Here is a 20280-nt window from a genome sequence, read left to right as displayed (position 1 = left end):
TGATGCGGGCCGTTCTTCTTTCAAGTCAACGCGTTTCAGGCAACGCGTTTCAGGCAACGCGTTTCATGCAGCGCGTTTCATGCAGCGCGCGGGCGCAGCGGCACCACGTTGGCGGCGCGCCGTACCAGCACGCGCGTGTCCTTCCAGCCGGCGTCGGCCAGCGGCGAGCCCCACACCAGTTCATGCAGGCGCGCCAGCGCGATCGGATTGCCCAGCAGCACGTGCTTCTGCGCCGGCGTAAGTGCGCGCGGCCCGTGCGTCAGCGCATGCTCGACCAGGCTTTCGTGGCGCTTGCGCGCCGATTCCGGCTGCACCACGCGCGGCGTCGCGGTGGCGCACATCAGCGCATTGGTGACCGGGTCTACCACGGCGTCGACGAAGTTCGGCGTTTCGGCGGCGTTCTCGACATGCTGCTGCGTTTCGACGATCTCGCGCGGCACCAGCGTTTCCTCCGGGATCATGAACAGCCCCGCGTTGCGCGAAGCGCGCCCCAGCGACACCCGCGACAGCATCACCGACAGCGGGATCGACAGCGCCAGCGAACCGACGATCGGCAGCAGCCACAGCACATAGGACGGGTTCAGCCAGTACACCAGCCCGCCCCACGCCAGCCCCAGCGCGGTATGCCAGCCGTGGCGGCGGAACGCTTCGCCCCAGGTGGTCTCGGCATCTTCACGCGGCGGCGATTTCCACGAGATGCCCCAGCCGCTGTACGCCGCGACCACGAACTTGGTATGGAACAGCATGCGCGTCGGCGCCAGCAGCGCGGACAGCAGCACTTCGATCAGCATGCTGGCAAACAGCTGCACCGCGCCGCCGTAGCGCCGCGCCTGCTTCATCAGCAGCGCCACGCTGGCGAGCTTGGGCAGGAACAGCAGCGTGGCCGTGGCCGAGAACAGCGCCAGCGCCTTTTCCGGATGCCATTCGGGCCAGGTCGGGAACAGCTGGTATTGCTGCGTAAAGTACTCCGGCGGCACCAGCGCGTGCTTGGCCAGCATCGCCGTGGACAGCAGCAGGAACAGCAGCCACAGCGGCGCCGACAGGTACGCCATGATCCCGGTCAGGAACACCGCGCGGTGCACCACGTGGAAGCCCTGCTTCAGCCACAGCCGGAAGTTCATCAGATTGCCCTGGCACCAGCGGCGGTCGCGCTTGACCTCGTCGAGCAGGTTGGGCGGCAGTTCCTCGTACGATCCTTCCAGGTCGTAGGCAATCCAGACGCCCCAGCCGGCGCGCCGCATCAGCGCGGCCTCGACGAAGTCATGCGACAGGATCTCGCCCGACAGCGGACCGCGGCCGGGCAGCGGCGCCAGCGCGCAGTGTTCGATGAACGGCTTGACGCGGATGATGGCGTTGTGGCCCCAGTAGTGCGACTCGCCCAGCTGCCAGTAGTGCAGACCGGCGGTGAACAGCGGCCCGTACACGCGGGTGGCGAACTGCTGCACGCGCGCATACAGCGTTTCGCGGCCCACCGCCAGCGGCGCGGTCTGGATGATGCCGGCGCCGGGGTTGGCTTCCATCAGCCGCACGAGAGTGGCCAGGCAGTCGCCGCTCATCACGCTGTCGGCGTCGAGCACCACCATGTAGCGGTACTTGCTGCCCCAGCGGCGGCAGAAGTCGGCGACGTTGCCGGTCTTGCGCTTCACGCGGTGGCGGCGCCAGCGATAGAAGATGCGGCCGAAGCCGCCGACGGCGCGGCACAGTTCCATCCAGGCATCGTGCTCTGCGGTGCGCAGGTCCGGATTGCCGCTGTCCGACAGCACGATGAAGTCGAAATTGGACAGGTGCGGCGTGCGTGCCAGCGATTCGTAGGTGGCGCGCAAGCCCGCGAAGACGCGGGTCACGTCTTCATTGCAGATCGGCATGATGATCGCGGTGCGGGCCTCTGGGGCGATCGGCGCGTCGGGCCGGTCCGGCACCGCCGAGCGCGAGATCAGATGCTTGTCGCCGCCCTTGGCCAGCACCAGGAAGCCCATCATCGCGGTCCAGAAGCCGGCCGACACCCACGAGAACAGGATCGCGAACAGCACCAGGATGGCGATCTCGAGCGGATCGGCACCGTGGTACGGCAGCACGTTGGTCATGAAGTACGTGGCCAGCACGGTCTGGACGGCGACCAGTGCCAGCAGCACCCAGCGCCGGTGCGAGCCGGCGGGATGCCATGTGCCTTCGGCGTCGGGACCGTCGTGCAGGGTGTCCCAGGACTCGGGCACCGGCGGGCGGCCGAGCATGCGCCGCCACGTGTTGCGCAGCCAGCCGGTGACGATATGCGGCGGCCACTGGCGCGGCACCATCGAGCTGCGCTCGGGCGCGGGGCCGGTATCCACCTTCACGGTGCCGTCCTCGCGCCGCCGCAGCAGCGGCGCGCCGCCAACCTGCGGATTGCCGTAAGCCATGGTAAAGCGCCGCTGCACCGAGGCGTAGGCGCTGCTGCCGTATGCCGGCGGCGTGTCCTTGCCGGCCAGGCGCGACTGCAGGCGCGTGATGGCCTCCTGCGCGTCGCGGCCGTCGGTCGTGACCGGGATCACCGGCGTCACGGAAGCCAGCGGCGTGTGCGGTGCCGCCGCGGCGGCAGTCATGCCGGCGCTATCGGCCAGCAGTTCGCTGCGCGCTTCAGGCGATACCGGCAGGCGGTCGAGATAGCGCTCGCATGCCGCCGCCTGGGCCGGTCGCTGCTTTAGGCGGGGGGTAAGATGTAGCTCCACGTCTCGGACAGGGTTGTATTGCCGTTGCGAAGATAGCCGCGCAACTCTACCGGCTTGGTTTCGTCCTTGCGGCGCATCAGCATGGTCATGCGCCAGCCGCCGGTCGCGTCATTGCGCTGCACCGACGTCTTCAATAGCTCGCCGTTGGCATCGGCCGAAACCACCGGGTCGATGCGCACGTCCGCCGGCAGCCTGCGGAAGGCCGGGCCTTCGAAGTCCACCACCAGCGAAAAGCTCGTGTCCTCCTTGCTGCGGGTCTGGCCCTGGCCCAGCCGGGTCTGGGTCACCCACGACAGCGGCGGCTCCTGCTCGCCGTCCTTCTGCCACAGCAGGCGGTACTCGTAGTCGAAGGCTTGCTTGGGCTTGGGCGGGTTGTCCGGCACCCAGTACGCCACGATGTTGTCGTTGGTCTCGTCCGGCGTCGGGATCTGCACCAGCTCCACCCGGCCCGAGCCCCAGTTGCCGCGCGGCTGCACCCAGCCGCTGGGCCGGCGCTCATACCACGCGCCGATCTCCTGGTAGCTGTTGAAGCTGCGGTCGCGCTGCATCAGCCCGAACCCCTGCGGATTGGTCGCGGCGAACGACGTCACCAGCAGCCGCTTGGGATTGACCAGCGGACGCCAGACCCATTCGCCGGTGCCGAGGTGGATCGACAGGCCGTCCGAGTCATGCACCTCCGGGCGGAAATCCTGCGCGGGCGACGGCTGGTTCTCGCCGTACAAGTACATGCTGGTCAGCGGCGCGAGGCCAAGCTTGGTCACGTTCTCGCGCAGGTAGAGGCGCGACTTGACCTCCATCGCGGTCTCCGCGCCGGGCTTGATGGTGAAACGGTACGCCCCGCTCATGCGGCGCGAATCCATCAGCGCATAGATGGTGATTTCCTTGGCGTTGGCGCCCGGGCGTTCGATCCAGTATTCGACGAAGCGCGGGAATTCCTCGCCGGAGTTGAGCGCGGTATCCACCGCGAGGCCGCGGGCCGAGAGCCCGTACCACTGGTCCTTGCCGAGCGCGCGGAAGTAGCTGGCGCCAAGGAACGAGGCCAGCTCGTCCTTGCGCTTGCTCTGGTTCAGCGGATACAGGATGCGGAAGCCGGCGTAGCCCAGCCCCTTCAGCTTGGCGGCATCGACCTTGTGCGGGCCGTAGTTGAACGCGGAGGGGTCGAAGCGGAATTCCCGCACGCTGTTGCCCACCACTTCATGGATGCGCACGGGCTGGTCGAACACCATGCCCTCGTGGAAGAACGACAGCTCGAACGGCGAACGCGTGCCGCGCCAGGCGAAGCGCTCGGGCTTGTACTCGATCTCGCGGTAGCGTTCGTAGGTCAGTTCGCGCAACTCGCGCGGCAGGTTCTGCGCGGGCGCCTTGTAAGGCGAAGCCGCCAGCTGGCGCGCGCGTGCCGCGACGGTGTCGAAGTCGAATGCATGGGCCGCCATCGCGCACAACGCCAGCGCCCCGCCGCCGAGCCAGGCCGCGATCCGTGCGCCGGCCCGCGCTGCGCGGCGACGGGCACCCGGCCCGGCAGCGGGCAAGGTAAACGGTTGGGCTATGCGTGGCGCGGCGATCTGTGACATGTATGCCAGGGTGAGCGGTTGAATCGGAGCGGCCGGCATCGGCGGCCTGAACGAAGAAGGACACGGCAAGAGATGAGCCCGGCGCCGAGTGGCGAGGCCCTGACGCGGGGCAAGCTGCCCGCGGGGCACCGTGTCCGGTTTGTTGCGATGCGCAATAAACCATAGCAATTCGAGACGCAAAAGTCACGTTTCGATCACGCAAGGTTTGAAACAAAATGTTGGCGAGGTAGCCCGAAAGCCGCACCACGCGTGGCTTTGCGGGCGACGGGGTCACATCCGCGCAAGCGTCGGCCGTCGCGGCGACCCCCGGCGGCCGCGACCGCTCCCCGAGCCAGGCCGGAACATGCCCGGCCCGTTTAATACACTGTTACTTTTTGGCGCCTTCGCTGTAGGGATCGAACTTGCCGCTCTTGGCGCCTTCGGAATAGGGATCGAACTTGCCGCTGTTCATGCCGCCCTGGCTGAACGAGTCGAACGACTTCTGCGCCCCGCCCTGGATCGGTTCCATCTGGTCGGGCCTGGCGCCCGGGTTCAGCGCGGTCACGTTGTCGCTTTTCGCGCCGTCGGTGTACGGGCTGAACTTGTCCTGCTTGGCGCCGTCGGTGTAGGGATTGAACTTGTCCTGCTTGGCACCGTCGGTGTACGGATTGAATTGGTCAGCCTTGCCAGCGGTCTGGGCGTGCAGCGTGCCAAAGGCACAGGCGGCGGCCAGGCCGATTGTGAGATAGCGCAGCGTCATGGGGTCTCCTCTCGCAGGAATGGGCGCCCGTCGTGCGCGGCACGAGGGGGCAGAAATCAACGCTAGGTCAGCGGCAAGCACGTGTCAACCGCGGTCCGGTTGACGCGATTGGCGAGCCGCGCCGGCAAGGGCCATCATTGCCCCGCATTGCGCTTACAATGCCACTCGAACGCCACCATGAAGCCACAAGGAACCGTCATGCTGCCTCGGCCCACCACCCCCAACGCCGGCCTTGCCCGCCCTGCCCTGCGTGCCGCATTCGCAGGCGCGCTGGGCGCCGCGCTGCTGTTCGCCACCGCTCCGGCGCAGGCGTACTTCGACAACTACCTGAGCGGCACCATCATCGGCACGCTCAACGACAAGGAAGGCGCGTCGCTGGCCAAGTCGGTGCGTACGGCGCTGAACGATACGGCCGACGGCCAGTCCGTGGACTGGACCTATCCGGCCGCGGGACGGCGCCAGCAGATCGACGGCACCATCACCCCGATCGAAAGCAAGACCGACAAGGGCCAGCCTTGCCGGCGCCTGAAGTCAGACCTCAAGCGCGGCAGTGCCGAAGAACACTGGAGCGGCTGGTTCTGCAAGCAGTCCAACGGGCAATGGAAGTCGCGCCACGTGGGCGATTAAGCCAGCCGCAACAGACTGTGCCGCGCGGCGCCGGCTCAGCGGCATAGCTTGCGCAGCAGTTCCCCGGCGATGGTGCCGGGGCCGGCCACCTGGAAGGTGCCGGATTGCGGCGCGCGGATGGTGTAGAGCGATTCACCGCGCGCGAAGCGCTTGCTGTAGAGCGTCTGCTCGACCACCGCATACATCGACGTGGCGCAGTTCAGCACCATGCGCTTGAGCGAAGACCGGATCGGTTCGCCGCTGGCGGTGCGGATCACGCCTGACGGCGAATTGCGCATCACCACCACGCCAACCTGCGTGCCCTGGCGGCGCACCGCCGACTGGTCGAAATAGGAAATCACACCATTGGCGCCCATCAGCGGCAGCCAGCGCTGCGGATCGGGCGCGCCGGGATCGGGCGCGGCCACCATGCGGCAGCCTTCCTTGGGCGTCGAGCGGAACACGGTACCGGTGCCGGGAACCTGGCACTCGTAGAGGCCGGCGGCAGCGGCGGGCCGGGATGCGGAGGCCGGCGCGGCGCCGTCATCGGCATGCGCCTGCGGCAGGGCCAGCCCGAACACGCAGCCAGCCAGCGCGGCTGCGTGCCGAAACATGCGGAACATCATGGAATTACCCTCATGTAGACGGGAAAAATGCGATCCGCATTGTCGCACAGGATGCATGCATTGCGGCGCGCGGGCACGCCCTGATCCATGCATCCCGGTGGGCTTCAGCCGTGCCGGCGTCGCCAGGCGACCAGGTCCTCGATGGTCAGCACCGGCAACCGGTACATCTCGGCAAAGGCCAACGCTTCCGCGCGCCGCGCCATGGTGCCATCCGGATTCATCAGCTCGCACAGCACGGCGGCGGGCGACAGCCCGGCCATGCGCGCGAGGTCGACGGAACCTTCGGTATGGCCGCGGCGCTCGAGCACGCCGCCGTCGCGCGCCACCAGCGGGAACACATGGCCGGGGCTGACCACGGCTTCGGCGCCCGCGTCCTCGGCAATGGCCGCGCGGATGGTGGTGATCCGGTCGGCGGCGCTGACCCCCGTGCTGACGCCCTCGCGGGCTTCGATCGACACGGTGAAGGCGGTGCCGTACTGGCTGCGGTTGTGCTCGACCATCGGCCGCAGGCCCAGGCGCCGCACCTTGTCCGTCGGCAGGCACAGGCACACGATGCCGCTGCATTCGCGGATCATCATGGCCATGTTGGCCTGGGTCAGGCGCTCGGCGGCCAGGATCAGGTCGGCCTCGTTCTCGCGGTCGTCGTCATCGAGCAGCACCACGGGCCGGCCTTCGCGCATGGCCTCGAGGGCCTGCTCGATGCGCAAGTCCAGCGCGCGCGGGTCGGCGTCGGCCATCGTATCGATCGTGGCATTGACGAGGGAATCCGCGGACGCCGCGGGGGCAATGGCTTCGGTGGAAAAGCTAGACATGAAACGCTCCTGGTTCAGCATCAATGGGCGTTCCAGGGGAAGGGTCAACGGAACTGCAAGGCCCGCACGCCGTGCTGTCGGCACGCGCACGAGCCCGCCGCGCCCTGCGCGCGCGCGCAAGGCTCGGCAAACCACAGGGCGAGGCAGAGATGCCAGGCCACGCGGGCAAGCTCCGTTCATCTTCTTTCATCCGGACTATGACCGTCGGCCCTGGCCTCTCACCAGGTCTGCTGACCTCGCACGGGAATGCGAGCGCTCGCGGGCTCGCCGGACGCGCGCTGCGCGTCGCGGCATACCGCCGGTGGGGACTTCCACCCCGCCCTGAAGACGTAACGTAACCGGGCCGGCCTGGCGGCCGGCACCGGCCCGCGCATGTTAGCACGATTGTCCCGGGTCACTGCCAGCCCCGCGCGCAGCCCCTATCCTGGTGCGGCCCGCGCAGTGGTGCCGGTCACGTTCGGTCTCGGCAACGTGCCTTCCGGTGTACTACAAATAGGGTAAGGAGGCAGCGCCCGGGGAGCTGCAAGCAACCGTTCTCCCATGGCTTGCCTGACAACAACGCAGCATCTTTTCAGCGTGCTTCCCATGCTCCAGCCAGACCAAGAAGCCAGACGAGACAGCCATGCGAGTTGCATCCCTTTCCTTCCAATCTTCTCCGCGCGGCACTGGCGCCGGCCGCGCCGCGCCGCCCTTGCGGCGCTGCTTGCGCTTGCCGGATCCCTGAGCGCAGCCGCGCGCGCGGCGCCCGCGGTCCAGCTGGGCTACGGCTTCGACGACAGCCATCACGTGCAGAAGGCGGAGATCGCCATGCTGTGGGATTCGGGCCTGGCGTGGGGCAACCCGCAAGGCTGGCAGGTGGACCTGCAGTGGGAAATCAACGTGGCGCGCTGGCTCAGCGACAGCAACAACAATCCGAACGACCTGTGGGAGTTCGGCGCTTCACCGGTGGTGCGGATCGGATGGTGGCGGCACACGTGGGTGCCGTTCCTTGAGCTGTCGGTGGGTCCGCGGCTGCTGACCGGCACGAGGACCTCGGATGACCACGTCATTTCCACCGCGTTCCAGTTCTCCGAGTACGCGGGGCTTGGCGTGATGGTCGGCAAGGACCGCAACTTTACCGCGGGCTACCGCATCCAGCATCTGTCCAATGGCGGCATCAAGGAGCCCAATCCTGGCACCACCTTCCACGTCATTTACCTGCGCTACCGCTTCTGACGGACCGCTCATGCGCCCCGCCCTGCGTTTCAAACAGGCTGCGGGTGGCATCGTCGGCCGGGAAGAAGCATTCGATGCGCAGCTCCTGCAGCGTGACGTCCTGCGGAATGCCGAGCGTGGTCAGCGTCGAGAACAGCGACGCGCGGAACGCACCCGCATGCAGCACCACGGGGAGCAGCGGCGGCGGCGGGCCGTCGCTGCCGTCATCTTCGGGCAGCAGCACGCCGCCGGGGCCCACCATGTCCGGATGCCAGCCGGCGATGCGCGCGAACAGCGCGCGCGCGGTCTGGTCGTGCGCCTGCACCTGCAGCTCCTGCCAGACCCGCCGCAACAGGTAGCGGCCGACCTGGCGCGCATTCTCGATGACCGGCCACAGGCCGTCGGGATCGAACACGGTCAGCATCAGGTTGATCCGGTGCGGGTCGTCGTCAAGCGATGCCGGCGGGCGGCCGCCCAGCAAGGTATCGAACATGCGGCGGTACGCGGCATTGGCGTCGACCAGGTTCCAGAAGCGGTCCAGCACCACGGCCGGGTACGGCTCCTGCTTGGCCAGGATCAGTGCGATCGCCTGCTGCACCATTTGCAGCGGCGGCGCGCTCAGCGCGTGTTCGCTGTAGGCCGGGGCGAAGCCGCTGGCCAGCAGCAGCCGGTTGCGCTGGCGCAGCGGCACGCCCAGGCGCTCGGCCAGGGCCAGCACCATCTCGCGGCTGGGGCGGGCGCGCCCGGACTCGAGGAAGGAGATGTGGCGCTGCGACACGCCGGCGGCGAGCGACAGCGCCAGCTGGCTGTAGCCGCGCTTGCCGCGCCAGTAGCGCAGCAGTCCGGGGAAGTCGAGCGTGGACTCGGAGGCAGGGGTCAGCGTTTCCATGCCGGCTATTACAGCATGGCGGCGGCCGCGCTGCGAATACCTGGCAGGTAATCGCAGCGATGCAGGCCTTGGGCGTGCGTCAAAGAAAGCCGGCATTTGCGGCGGGCGCATCACAGCGGCGCCGTCGTGTAACAGGCGAATGGTATGCTTGATCTTTTCAGACACCCGGCGCGCAGAGGGCGCGCACCCTGATGGAAATTGCCATATTACTGGCGCTGATCCTGCTGAACGGCCTGTTTGCGATGTCCGAGATTGCACTCGTTACAGCCCGCAAGGCACGTCTGCAACGCCATATCGAGAACGGCGACCGCGGCGCCATCGCGGCGGTGAAGCTGGGCGAGGACCCCACCCGCTTTCTCTCGACCGTGCAGATCGGCATCACCTCGATCGGCGTGCTCAACGGCGTGGTCGGCGAATCGACGCTGGCGCAACCGCTGGGCCTGTGGCTGCAGGGTTTCGGCATCTCGGAAACCACCGCCGGCTATATGGCCACCGCGATCGTGGTGGCGGGCCTGACCTATTTTTCCATCGTGCTGGGCGAATTGGTGCCGAAGCGCCTGGGCCAGATGGCGCCCGAGCTGATCGCGCGGCTGGTGGCGCGCCCGATCGGCTGGCTGGCAGTGGCGTCGACCCCCTTCGTCAAGCTGCTGTCAAGCTCCACGCGGCTGGTGCTGCGCCTGCTTGGCACCAAGGTTGACCGCGGCCCCGGCGTGACCGAGGAAGAAATCCATGCGCTGCTGGTGGAAGGCTCCGAAGCCGGCGTGATCGAGCAGCATGAGCACACCATGGTGCGCAACGTGTTCCGGCTCGATGACCGCCAGCTGGCCTCGCTGATGGTGCCCCGCGGCGACGTGGTCTACCTGGACGTGGAAGCTACGCTGGACGAAAACCTGCGCCGCATCGAAGAATCCGACCATTCGCGCTTCCCGGTGGTGCGTGGCGGCATGCACGACATCATCGGCGTGGTCAGCGCGCGCCAGTTGCTGGCGCGCCGGCTGCGCGGCGAAGAGACCGACCTGCAGGCCGCGGTGCAGCCCGCGGTGTTCGTCCCCGAAAGCGTGACCGGCATGGAACTGCTGGAAAACTTCCGCGCCTCGGGCGGGCAGATCGCCTTTGTCATCGACGAGTACGGCGAGGTGCTGGGCCTGGTCACGCTGCAGGACCTGATCGAAGCCATCACCGGCGAATTCAAGGCCGAGGCCGCCGGCGAGGAGTGGGCGGTCCAGCGCGACGATGGCTCGTGGCTGCTCGACGGCCTGATCCCCATCCCCGAACTGAAGGATCGCATCGGCCTGCGCCAGGTGCCCGAGGAGGAAAAGGAGCGCTACCACACGCTGTCCGGCATGCTGCTGTTGCTGCTGGGGCGCCTGCCCCAGATTGCCGACACGGTGCAATGGGGCGACTGGCGCTTCGAGATTGTGGACATGGACGGCAAACGCATCGACAAGGTCCTGGCCGAGCGCCTGCCGCCGCAGGAGGGACCCGAGGAAGAAACCACCGGCTGAGGACCGGAGGCCGACGCCGCCGGCCGATCCGCGGCATCAACCGCGTCTTCCATTGGAAATTGGATGGCGCCGCATTGATCCAAATCAAATGCAGTTGCGACTGAATCACTTTGGCGCAATCTGCAACGCCCCTTCCCAATTCCCTTCGCTTATGATCGGGCTGCGCGGCCAGCATGCGGCCGCGCCACGCATGGCTGCACCAAGGGCACGGCTGCTACGGCACCGTTGCTGGCGGCCTGCCGAAGAACCATTTCAGACACGGGGAGACGCGTGCGCCGCAAGCCATTTCCCAGCGGCCCGCAAGATCATGCATGGATCATGATGCCGACGACATCGTCGCGCGCGCTGCCCGGGGCGGCGACGGCGCGATGCAACCGTCCGCGCTGGTGAGCGCGCTGAGCGCGCGCCGCGCCCAGCCCGGGAAGCCGGCCGCGATCCTGGCGATCCGGCTGGACCGCTTTGCCAGCGCCTGCGAAACGCTCGGGCCGCACCGCTCGGCCAGGCTGCGCGGCATCGTGCAGGCCCGCATCGCCTGCCTGCTGCCGCCGGGCGCGTTGATGCACTGGATTGCCGCTGCCGACCTGGCGGTCATCACCACGCTGCCCGCCGGCGTGCCGGATCCGGGCCAGATTGCCAGCCGCGTGGCCGATGACCTGTCCCGGCCGTTCGCACTCGATGGCTTCGAGCTGCATCTGTCGTGCAGCATCGGCGTGGCCAACGACCATGCCGACATCCCGGCCGAGCGCAGCCTGCAGCAGGCGTTCGACGCGATGCTGCGGGTCAACCGCCAGGGCGGCGCTGGCCTGGCGCGCGCCGACAAGCCGGCCCCGCCGCCCGCGGCCCCGTTGCTGGCGGCACTGCCCGACGCACTCGAGCGCGGCGAGCTGAGCCTGCAGCTGCAGCCGCGTGCCGACCTGGCCGGCGCCGCCGTCAGCGGCTATACGGTGCGGCTGCGCTGGCAGCATCCCGTGCTCGGCCGCGTGGCGCCGCAAGACTTCCTGCCCGGCGTCGAAACGCTCGGACTGGTCGGCCGCATCGGCAACTGGCTGCTGGAAAACGTGCTGCCGCTGGTGCGTGCGGCCGAGACCATCGCCCCGCTGCAATTCACCCTGCTGGCCTCGAGCGCGCAACTGCATCGCCCGCAGATGGTGGAGGCGCTGGCGCAGGCGCTCGATGCGGGCGGCATCGCGCCGGAGCACTTGTGCATCGAACTGCCGGCCAGCACGGTGCCGACCGACGACGACCTCATCGACCGCTTTGCCGCGCTGCGCCGGCGCGGGCTGCAGCTGGCGCTGGGCGATTTCGACGACAGCCCCGCCTGCCGCGAGGCGCTGGCGGCGCTGCAGCCCGACGCCGTCACGCTGGACGCACGCGGCCTGGGCCACGCGCGCGAGCTACGCAGCCGCACCGACAGCCTGCGCGAAGCCTGCCGCGCCGCGCGGCGCGCCGGCGCGTCGGTCTGCGCCAAGGGCATCGAAACCCGCCAGCAGCTCGATGCGGTGCGCGCCTGGGGCTGCCACAGCGTGCAGGGTTACCTGCTGGCGCAGCCGTTCCCGGCCGTGTGGCTGCTGCAGACCCATGCGGCGATCCAGCAGCGCGCCCGCGCCTTGCTGGCGCCGCAGGCCTGATCGACGGATGCCCGCCGCGCCGTTGCAGGATTTACAAATTGCGACATACCCGCTATCAAAGCTGCGCGCAGCGGCGGTAAAATCCGCGTCAATCCGTAACTCGACGAATCTCTCGATTCTCAACCCTATAGAAAGGAGCCCGGCGTGAAGAAAGGTTGGATCTGGTGCGTTTTGTTTGCCACTCTGTTGGCGGGTTGCAACACGATGGCGGGGCTCGGCCAGGACATTCAGCGCGGCGGCCAGAAGCTGGAAAGCTCGGCAGACCGCCACAAGTAACCCGGCCAGGGCTGCATCGACAGCAGAACGGCACGCCATCGGGCGTGCCGTTTTGCTTTGCACAGGACAGTTCAGGGCCTGGCGCGCAGGGCCCTGGCCTGTTCGGCCAGCGCGCGGATGCGGCCCCAGTCGCCGGCGGCGACGGCATCCTTCGGCACCACCCACGACCCGCCCACGCACACCACATTGGGCAGCGCGAGGTAGGACGGCGCCAGCGCGGCATCGATGCCGCCGGTCGGGCAGAAGCGCAGCTGCGGCAGCGGCCCGCCCAGCGACTTCAGCATCGGCACCCCGCCCGCCGCCTGCGCGGGGAAGAACTTGAGGAAAGTGAAGCCGGCTTCCAATGCCGCCATGGCCTCGCTGGCGGTGGCAACGCCGGGCAGCAGCGAGATCCCCGCGCCTTGCGCGCCCGCGGCCAGCGCCGGCGTCAGGCCGGGCGAGACGGCAAACTGCGCGCCCGCGTCGCGCACCGCATGCAGTTGTTCCAGGTTCAGCACCGTGCCGGCGCCGACGCACGCCTGCGGCAACGCAGCGGCGACGGCGCGGATCGCTTCCAGCGCCACCGGGGTGCGCAGCGTGATCTCCAGCAGCGGCAAGCCACCGGTGACCAGCGCCTCGCTGACGTGCAGGGCCTCGTCGACCGAGTGGAATTCCAGCACCGGGATCACCGGCACATCGGCAAGGCGTGGAAGCAGCGGGGAAGTCTGGTTTGACATGGCGATCTCGCGGTAGGTCAGGAAAACATCAGCTCACGTAAGCGGCTCAGGCGATCACCGAGACCGACTGCGCCAGCCGCGCCAGCACGGTCTGCGCATCGGGAATCGGCGCCACCGCGCCATAGCCGGTGGTCGACAGCGCTGCCGCCACATTGGCATAGCGCGCCGCCTCGAACGGATCGGCGCCCGCGGCCAGCCGCGCGACGAAGCTGCCGCCGAAGCAGTCGCCCGCGCCCGTGGCATCGACCGGCGTGACCGGATAGGCCGGCACCAGGCTGCGGGATTCCGGCGTTGCGATGTACGAGCCCTCCTCGCCCAGCTTCAGCGCGACCAGGCCGATGCCGCAGCCGAGCAGGTAGTCGGCGATGGCATCGCGGTCATCGAGCCCGGTCAGCACCGTGATGTCGTCCCAGCTGGGCAGGCACACGTCGGTCATGCGGAACGCTTCGCGCATGATGCCGCGCGCGCGGGCCAGCGACCACAGCCGCAGCCGCAGGTTGGTGTCCAGCGTGACTTTGGTGCCGGCCTTGCGCGCGTGCTCCATCGCATCGAGGCCGGCGTCGCACGCGCTCGTGCTGATCGCCAGGCTGATGCCGGACAGGTGCAGGTAGCGCGCCGCGGCGATCGCGCCCAGCGGCAGTTGCTCGTGCTGGTAGCGGCTGGCGGCGGAGCCTTCGCGCAGGTAGTCGAAGCGGTGGCCGTGGTTGTCGTGCGAGACAAAGTAGACGCCGGTGGGCGCGCTGGCGTCGACGTGCACATGCCGTGTATCGACCCGCTCCTGCGTCCACAGTGCGCGCAGGCGCTCGCCGAAGGTATCGGCGCCGACCGCGCAGATATAGCCGGTGCTTGCGCCCTGGCGCGCAGCGGCAATGCAGAAGTTTGAAGTATCGCCGCCAAAACCCTGCAGGTAGCGCGACGGATCGTCCGGCTGCTGGTTGAATTCCACCAGCGGCTCGCCATAGGCGAGGATATCGATGCTCATGGGGCCGTTTGCCTCAGAAGAAGGTTTGCACGATGTCGATCACGCGCAGGTCGCGATCCAGCACCGGGATATGGCGCCACTTGTCGAAGGTCAGGCACGGGTGCGAGATATCGAAGGCGATCATATCCCCGACCTGGATGTCGTCGCCGGGCCGGATCTGCAGGTAGGCGTGCTGGTCCATCATGCCGGTGACCTCCCAATGCGCGGGCACGTCCACCGGCGCCTCGGTGCCGGGCCGGTAGCGGCGCGCCGGAATCGGCATGCCGGCGTCGAAGGCGGCATCGCGCTTGCCCATGCCGATGATGACGCGGTCGGGCTCCGGAATCGACTGGACATAGGCCCACAGCTGCAGCGCCGGCAGCAGACCCTCGCGCATTTTCTGCGCGACCGGGTTGCTTGCCAGGATGCGCTGCTGCGCGGCGCGGTAGATGCCGACGTCGTGCGTCAGGTAGCAGCCGGGGCGCAGCACGATGTCGATCGGCGCGCCGATGTCGGTGCGCGCGAATTCCTCGGCCACCACGTCGTACCAGGCCGAGCCCGCGCCCGACATCACCACCGGGCTGCGGCCGAAGCGCCCTTGCGCGGCCAGTTGCCGCGTGACCGCGACGGTGCGCTGCAGGAACTTGCGGATATCGGCCTCTTCCTTCAGCACGCCCTCGTAGATTTCCACGCCGGCCAGAGACAATGCGTCGGGCCAGCGCGCCAGTGCGTCGAGCACGGCCTGCTGCTGCGCGTCGTCACGCACGCCGGTGCGCCCGCCTTCGACGCCCAGCTCAAGCAGCACCTGCAGCTTCTGTCCGCGCTGGCGGAAGAACCGGCCGAGCTGGTCGACCAGCGCGGCCGAATCCACCAGCGCGAAGAATTCAAAGTCCGGATCGCGCAGCAGGTCCGCGATGATTTCCATGTTGCGGCGGCCGACCAGCTGGTTGGCCATCAGCACCCGCTTGACGCCGTGCGCATGCGCGGCGGCGGTCTGGTGCGCGGTGGCCAGGGTGATGCCCCACGCGCCGGCATCCAGTTGCCGGGCAAACAGCTTGGGCGCCATGGTGGTCTTGCCATGCGGCGCCAGCTGCACGCCGTATTCGTTCATAAAGCGGCGCATCCATTCCAGGTTATGCGCGAGACGGTCTTCATAGAGCACCGCGGCCGGCAGGCTCAGTTCTTCCTGCAACAGGCGCCAGCCGGTCTGGCCGGCCGCGTCCGGGGCAATGGGAGCCTCCATCCGGCCCAGCGCCTTGTTGAGCGGATCGATCACGCCAGCCTGATACTTTATTTCACGCATGCCTGTCATCACCCTGAAAAAATCTGATTGACGTAATGATAGCCCTGAAAATAAGATATTTCATCACTGTTATAAAGTAACACACAACGCGACAGCGGCAGCATCGTGCCTCCAGCAAGGGCGCTCGCCATCGGTCGCCAGTCACTGTTATAGCCCCTGCCCGCGCCGACTGCAGATTTCGTCACATCAAGCATCGCACCCCTTACGCCACCCTCGCCCCGCCACCGAACATGACCGCGCCCTTCGACATCCTGACCCGCATCGCCGAACGGGGCCCCGCCCTGCGCCTGGCCGAGCAGAAGGTGGCGCAGGTGGTGCTGGAAGACCTGGCCGGCGCCGCGGCCGCGAGCATCAACGAGCTGGCCCGGCAGGCCGGCGTCAGCGAAGCCAGCGTGACGCGCTTTGCCAAGGCGATCGGCTGCCGCGACGTGCGCGACCTGAAGCTGCGCCTGGCCCAGGCCGCGGCGGTGGGCGCGCGCTTTCTGCAGCTCGGCAACGTTCCCGCCGCCGACGCCGCGCCCGCGACGCTGGCCGACAGCATCCACGCCGACATCCTCACCGCGCTGGAAGCCAACCGTGGGCTGCTGGATACGCAGCGCATCGAGCAGGCCGCGCGCCTGTTGCTGGGCGCACGCATGGTCTACGCTTTTGGCATGGGCGGCGGCTCGTCGTTCATGGCCGATGAAGCGCGCCACCGGCTGGCGCGGCTGGGCTTGCCGGTGGCCAGCTACCAGGATGCGCTGCTGCAGAAGATGGTGGCGGCCACGCTGGGGCGCGACGACGTGGTGCTGGCCTTCTCGGCCAGCGGCCGTGTGCCGGAGATGCTGGCCAGCTGCGATATCGCGCGCGAATACGGCGCCCGCCTGGTGGCCGTGACCGCGCTGGGCTCGCCGCTGGCCGCGCGCGCCGACGTGCTGCTGCCGGTGCGCACGCTCGAGACCGATTTCATTTTCAAGCCATCGGCATCGCGCTACGCCATGCTGATGGTGCTGGACGTGCTGGCTACGCAGTGCGCGCTGCTGCAGCCGGACCAGAGCAAGGAGCGCCTGCGCCGGCTCAAGTACGTGCTGGACAGCCATCGCGGCGACAGCGGTCCCGGCAAGGGCCCCGACAGCCGCCAGCCGCTGGGAGACTGACCATGCCACACCTGTTCGATACCCTGATCCGCTGCGTGACGCTGATCGACGGCTCCGGCGCGGCCGCGCGCCTGGCCGACGTGGCCTTGCGCGATGGCCGCATCGCCCGCATCGATGCCCCCGGCGCGATCGACCCCGATGCGGCCGCGCACGTGGTCGAGGGCGACGGCCTGGTGCTCGCCCCCGGCTTTATCGACGTGCATACGCACGACGACACCAACGTGGTACGCCAGCCCGAGATGACGCCCAAGCTGTCGCAGGGCGTCACCACCGTGGTGGTCGGCAACTGCGGCATCAGCGCCGCGCCGGTCACGCTGGCGGGCGAGCCGCCCGACCCGATGAACCTGCTGGGCCATGCCGACGCCTTCCGCTATCCGGATTTCAAGGCCTATGTCGATGCGGTCGAGGCCGCGCGGCCCGCGGTCAATGTCGCCGCGCTGGTCGGCCATACCGCGCTGCGCAGCAACCATATGGACCGCTTCGATCGCGCCGCCACGCCGCAGGAAATCGCGGCGATGCGCGCGCAGCTGGAAGAAGCGCTGCAGCACGGCGCGCTGGGCCTGTCCACCGGCCTGGCCTACGCCAACGCCTTCAGCGCGCCGACCGAGGAAGTGCTGGCGCTGGCCGAGCCGCTGGCCAACGCCGGCGCGCTCTACGCCACCCATTTGCGCAGCGAATTCGCCGAGATCCTCGATGCCATGGACGAGGCCTTCCGCATCGGCCGCCATGCGCGCGTGCCGGTAGTGATCTCGCACCTGAAATGCGCCGGCGTGGCCAACTGGGGCCGCAGCACCGAGGTGCTGGATGCGCTCGACGGCGCGCAGCGCTGGCAGCCGGTCGGCTGCGACTGCTATCCCTATACCGCCAGTTCGTCCACGCTGGACCTGAAGCAGGTCACCAGCGACTTCGACATCATGGTGACCTGGTCCGAAGGCGCACCGGAAATGAGCGGCCGCCTGCTCGCCGACATCGCCGCCGAATGGCAGGTCGACCTGAACCAGGCCGCGCGCCGGCTGATGCCCGCGGGCGCGGTCTACCACTGCATGGAAGACGCCGACGTCGACCGCATCCTGAGCCACCCCGCCACGGTGGTCGGCTCGGACGGCCTGCCCAACGACCCGCTGCCGCACCCGCGCCTGTGGGGTGCGTTCCCCCGCGTGCTGGGCCACTATGCGCGCGACCGCGAACTGTTCCCGCTGACCGTGGCCGTCAACAAGATGACCGGCATGTCGGCCGAGCGCTTCGGCCTGCGCCAGCGCGGCTTCGTGCGCGAAGGCTACTGGGCCGACCTGGTGCTGTTCGACGCCGCCACCATCCGCGACGCCGCCAGCTTTACCGATCCCATGCAACCGGCCGAGGGCATTGCCTCGGTCTGGGTCAACGGCGAGCTGTCATGGCAGCAGCGCCAGAGCACCGGCGTGCGCGCCGGCCGGTTCCTGCCCCGCGGCGCGGCCTGACCCGCGCGCAGCGCCGCGACTTCCTTCCCCTATCCATCTCATTCCAGGAGTACCCATGGACATCAAACGATTCGGCGTCGAAGGCGGCACCGGTACCGGCGGCCAGCACATGCCCTTTGCCCGCGCAGTGGCGGCCGATGGCTGGCTCTATGTCTCCGGCCAGGTGCCGATGGTCAACGGCGAGGTCATCGACGGCGGCATCGTGCCCCAGACCCACCAGGCCATCAAGAACGTGCTGGCCATCCTGGCCGAGGCCGGCTACGGCCCCGAGCACGTCGTGCGCTGCGGCGTGTGGCTGGACGACACGCGCGACTTTGCCTCGTTCAACAAGATCTTCAAGGAATACTTCGGCGCCAACCCGCCCGCGCGCGCCTGCGTGCAGTCGAGCATGGTGGTGGACTGCAAGGTCGAGGTGGACTGCATCGCCTACAAGAAGCCGGCGGCGTGAGCCTGCTGCGGGCTTGATTCCTGATCGCCGGCTGAGGGTTTGCTCCCCTCTCCCATGAAATGGGAGAGGGGCGGGGGTGAGGGCGGGAGCCTCCACGAAGCCAGCACCTTCATGCCTGGCAAGCGCCCGCCCTCACCCCCTGCCCCTCTCCCGCACGCGGGAGAGGGGAGCAAACCAACGACAAGCCTGACATCTGCCGCCACAAGCGGCCTTTTTCCACGCAAGGAGACAACATGGGTCCCGTCACAGGAACCACGCTCTTGGTGTATGCGCTGATCGCAGTGATCGCACTGGTGGTGCTGATTGCGCGCTACAAGCTCAACCCGTTCATTACCCTGGTCGTCGTTTCGGTGCTGCTCGGCTTTGCCGTAGGCATGCCGATGAGCGAGATCGTCAAGTCCTTTGAAGCCGGTGTCGGCGGCACCCTCGGCCATATCGCGCTGGTGGTGGGCCTGGGCACCATGCTGGGCAAGATGATGGCCGAGTCCGGCGGCGCCGAGCGCATCGCCAACACGCTGATCGATTTCTTCGGCGCGAAGAACGTGCATTGGGCGATGGCCACGATCGCGTTCATCGTCGGCCTGCCGGTGTTCTTCGAAGTGGGTTTCGTGCTGCTGGTGCCGATCGCCTTCAACGTCGCCAAGCGCACCGGCACGTCGATGGTGCTGGTCGGCATCCCGATGGTGGCCGGGCTGTCGGTGGTGCACGGCCTGATTCCGCCGCACCCGGCCGCGCTGCTCGCGGTGACCGCCTATGGCGCCGATATCGGCAAGACCATCATGTATGCGCTGATCGTCGGCATCCCCACCGCGGCGCTGGCGGGCCCGCTGTTCGCCAGGCTGATGGACCGCTACGTCAAGCTGCCCGACTACAACCCGCTGGCCGTGCAGTTCACCGAAGAGGACGAGCGCGTCAAGGAATCGCACCAGTTGCCGGGCTTCGGCATCACGGTGTTCACCATCCTGCTGCCGGTGGTGCTGATGCTGATCGGCAGCTGGGCCGACCTGTTCACCACGCCCAAGACCTTCGCCAACGATTTCCTGAAGCTGATCGGCAACTCGGTGATGGCGCTGCTGATCGCCGCGCTGGTGAGCTTCTACACCTTCGGCAAGGCGCGCGGCTTCAATCGCGAAACCATCCTCAAGTTCACCAACGAATGCGTGGCGCCCACCGCCATCATCACGCTGGTGGTCGGTGCCGGCGGCGGCTTCGGCCGCATCCTGCGCGATTCTGGCATCTCCACCGCCATCGTCGACGTTGCCACGGGCGCCAACGTGTCGGTGCTGGTGCTGGGCTGGCTGGTCGCGGTGATGATCCGTATCGCCACGGGCTCGGCGACGGTCGCCATGACCACCGCCGCCGGCATCGTCGCGCCGATTGCCGCTAGCGTGCCCGGCACCCGGCCCGAACTGCTGGTGCTGACCACCGGCGCCGGTTCGCTGATACTGTCGCACGTGAATGACGGCGGCTTCTGGCTGGTCAAGGAGTACTTCAACATGACCGTGGCCCAGACCTTCAAGACCTGGTCGGTCTGCGAAACCATCATCTCGGTGGTGGCGCTGCTGCTGACGCTGGGCCTGGCCACGCTGGTCTGACGGCGGCCCCGTCGGCCTGCATGCCATCGCCGGCCGGGAATGCGACGCGTCTCATCGACGCCCTGGCACCCGCAGCCAATACTGCAAGCGTTATCGGTCACTGGCGAGCGGGT

Annotated in this window: 19 protein-coding genes and 1 riboswitch; of the genes, 9 read left to right on the top strand and 10 right to left on the bottom strand. The window is 68.2% G+C overall.

Translation table 11 applies throughout. The features are described from left to right. Positions 1 to 77: 77 nt before the first annotated feature. The 3 genes from mdoH to CBM2594_RS20225 all read right to left on the bottom strand — a co-directional run bounded on the left by mdoH (position 78) and on the right by CBM2594_RS20225 (position 5015). A complete protein-coding gene (gene mdoH / locus CBM2594_RS20235) occupies positions 78 to 2705 on the bottom strand; it encodes a glucans biosynthesis glucosyltransferase MdoH (RefSeq protein WP_116358575.1) in 2628 nt (875 codons plus the stop codon). After that, on the bottom strand, positions 2678 to 4276 hold the full coding sequence (locus CBM2594_RS20230; protein ID WP_116358574.1) for a glucan biosynthesis protein G: 1599 nt from the start codon (positions 4274 to 4276) through the stop codon (positions 2678 to 2680). Before CBM2594_RS20230 ends, mdoH begins: the two co-directional genes overlap by 28 nt. Positions 4277 to 4643: 367 nt before the next feature. Further along, complete coding sequence (locus CBM2594_RS20225) at positions 4644 to 5015, bottom strand: hypothetical protein (protein ID WP_116358573.1); 372 nt, start codon at positions 5013 to 5015, stop codon at positions 4644 to 4646. Positions 5016 to 5213: 198 nt separating this feature from the next. Here CBM2594_RS20225 and CBM2594_RS20220 point away from each other — a divergent pair, with 198 nt between their 5' ends. Continuing rightward, positions 5214 to 5642, top strand: coding sequence for an RT0821/Lpp0805 family surface protein (locus tag CBM2594_RS20220; RefSeq protein ID WP_116358572.1), 429 nt, complete (start codon positions 5214 to 5216; stop codon positions 5640 to 5642). Positions 5643 to 5677: 35 nt separating this feature from the next. Here CBM2594_RS20220 and CBM2594_RS20215 read toward each other — a convergent pair whose 3' ends face one another. Beyond that, positions 5678 to 6247: a surface-adhesin E family protein gene (locus tag CBM2594_RS20215; RefSeq protein WP_116358571.1), complete on the bottom strand. Its 570-nt coding sequence runs from the start codon at positions 6245 to 6247 to the stop codon at positions 5678 to 5680. 104 nt (positions 6248 to 6351) lie between these two features. After that, on the bottom strand, positions 6352 to 7059 hold the full coding sequence (gene ribB / locus CBM2594_RS20210) for a 3,4-dihydroxy-2-butanone-4-phosphate synthase (RefSeq protein WP_147310438.1): 708 nt from the start codon (positions 7057 to 7059) through the stop codon (positions 6352 to 6354). A gap of 174 nt (positions 7060 to 7233) precedes the next feature. After that, positions 7234 to 7392: riboswitch (FMN riboswitch) on the bottom strand. Between the two features lie 252 nt (positions 7393 to 7644). Here ribB and CBM2594_RS20205 point away from each other — a divergent pair. After that, the gene (locus CBM2594_RS20205; RefSeq protein WP_116358569.1) at positions 7645 to 8274 is read left to right on the top strand and encodes an acyloxyacyl hydrolase; all 630 of its coding nucleotides are present in this window, start codon (positions 7645 to 7647) and stop codon (positions 8272 to 8274) included. Here CBM2594_RS20205 and CBM2594_RS20200 read toward each other — a convergent pair. Beyond that, entirely contained in the window at positions 8249 to 9142 is an 894-nt protein-coding gene (locus CBM2594_RS20200) for a helix-turn-helix domain-containing protein (protein ID WP_116358568.1), read from the bottom strand. The genes CBM2594_RS20205 and CBM2594_RS20200 overlap by 26 nt on opposite strands. 191 nt (positions 9143 to 9333) lie before the next feature. Here CBM2594_RS20200 and CBM2594_RS20195 point away from each other — a divergent pair, with 191 nt between their 5' ends. From CBM2594_RS20195 to CBM2594_RS20185, 3 genes are all read left to right on the top strand, one after another. Beyond that, the gene (locus CBM2594_RS20195; protein ID WP_116358567.1) at positions 9334 to 10647 is read left to right on the top strand and encodes a hemolysin family protein; all 1314 of its coding nucleotides are present in this window, start codon (positions 9334 to 9336) and stop codon (positions 10645 to 10647) included. 311 nt (positions 10648 to 10958) lie between these two features. After that, on the top strand, positions 10959 to 12275 hold the full coding sequence (locus CBM2594_RS20190) for a GGDEF domain-containing protein (protein ID WP_116358566.1): 1317 nt from the start codon (positions 10959 to 10961) through the stop codon (positions 12273 to 12275). Positions 12276 to 12419: 144 nt separating this feature from the next. Beyond that, positions 12420 to 12551 (top strand): entericidin A/B family lipoprotein, encoded by a 132-nt coding sequence (locus CBM2594_RS20185; protein ID WP_010814145.1) that lies wholly within the window; start codon positions 12420 to 12422, stop codon positions 12549 to 12551. A 71-nt stretch (positions 12552 to 12622) separates the two neighbouring features. On the opposite strand, the gene CBM2594_RS20180 is transcribed toward CBM2594_RS20185, so the two are convergent. The 4 genes from CBM2594_RS20180 to CBM2594_RS26885 are packed head-to-tail and all read right to left on the bottom strand — an operon-like array spanning position 12623 to position 15725. Then, positions 12623 to 13267: a bifunctional 4-hydroxy-2-oxoglutarate aldolase/2-dehydro-3-deoxy-phosphogluconate aldolase gene (locus CBM2594_RS20180; protein ID WP_116358565.1), complete on the bottom strand. Its 645-nt coding sequence runs from the start codon at positions 13265 to 13267 to the stop codon at positions 12623 to 12625. Positions 13268 to 13313: 46 nt separating this feature from the next. Beyond that, positions 13314 to 14249, bottom strand: a complete 936-nt coding sequence (locus tag CBM2594_RS20175; RefSeq protein ID WP_116358564.1) for a sugar kinase — start codon at positions 14247 to 14249, stop codon at positions 13314 to 13316. A 13-nt stretch (positions 14250 to 14262) separates the two neighbouring features. Further along, the gene (locus CBM2594_RS20170; protein ID WP_116358563.1) at positions 14263 to 15531 is read right to left on the bottom strand and encodes an alanine racemase; all 1269 of its coding nucleotides are present in this window, start codon (positions 15529 to 15531) and stop codon (positions 14263 to 14265) included. 8 nt (positions 15532 to 15539) lie between these two features. Further along, positions 15540 to 15725, bottom strand: coding sequence for a hypothetical protein (locus CBM2594_RS26885; protein ID WP_147310437.1), 186 nt, complete (start codon positions 15723 to 15725; stop codon positions 15540 to 15542). Positions 15726 to 15761: 36 nt separating this feature from the next. Between CBM2594_RS26885 and CBM2594_RS20165 the strand changes: the two genes are divergently transcribed. The 4 genes from CBM2594_RS20165 (at position 15762) to CBM2594_RS20150 (ending at position 20167) form a co-directional block, all read left to right on the top strand. Next, positions 15762 to 16667: a MurR/RpiR family transcriptional regulator gene (locus CBM2594_RS20165; RefSeq protein ID WP_116358562.1), complete on the top strand. Its 906-nt coding sequence runs from the start codon at positions 15762 to 15764 to the stop codon at positions 16665 to 16667. A gap of 2 nt (positions 16668 to 16669) precedes the next feature. Then, positions 16670 to 18124, top strand: coding sequence for an N-acyl-D-amino-acid deacylase family protein (locus CBM2594_RS20160; RefSeq protein ID WP_116358561.1), 1455 nt, complete (start codon positions 16670 to 16672; stop codon positions 18122 to 18124). A 55-nt stretch (positions 18125 to 18179) separates the two neighbouring features. Continuing rightward, positions 18180 to 18572, top strand: coding sequence for a RidA family protein (locus tag CBM2594_RS20155; protein ID WP_012355941.1), 393 nt, complete (start codon positions 18180 to 18182; stop codon positions 18570 to 18572). A 233-nt stretch (positions 18573 to 18805) separates the two neighbouring features. Beyond that, positions 18806 to 20167: a GntP family permease gene (locus CBM2594_RS20150; RefSeq protein ID WP_116358560.1), complete on the top strand. Its 1362-nt coding sequence runs from the start codon at positions 18806 to 18808 to the stop codon at positions 20165 to 20167. Positions 20168 to 20280: the final 113 nt, after the last annotated feature.

Source organism: Cupriavidus taiwanensis (genome assembly GCF_900249755.1).
In the GTDB taxonomy this organism is placed as follows: Bacteria; Pseudomonadota; Gammaproteobacteria; order Burkholderiales; family Burkholderiaceae; genus Cupriavidus; species Cupriavidus taiwanensis_D.
Note: the sequence above shows the minus strand (reverse complement) of the source record. Positions and strands in the feature narration are given on the sequence as shown.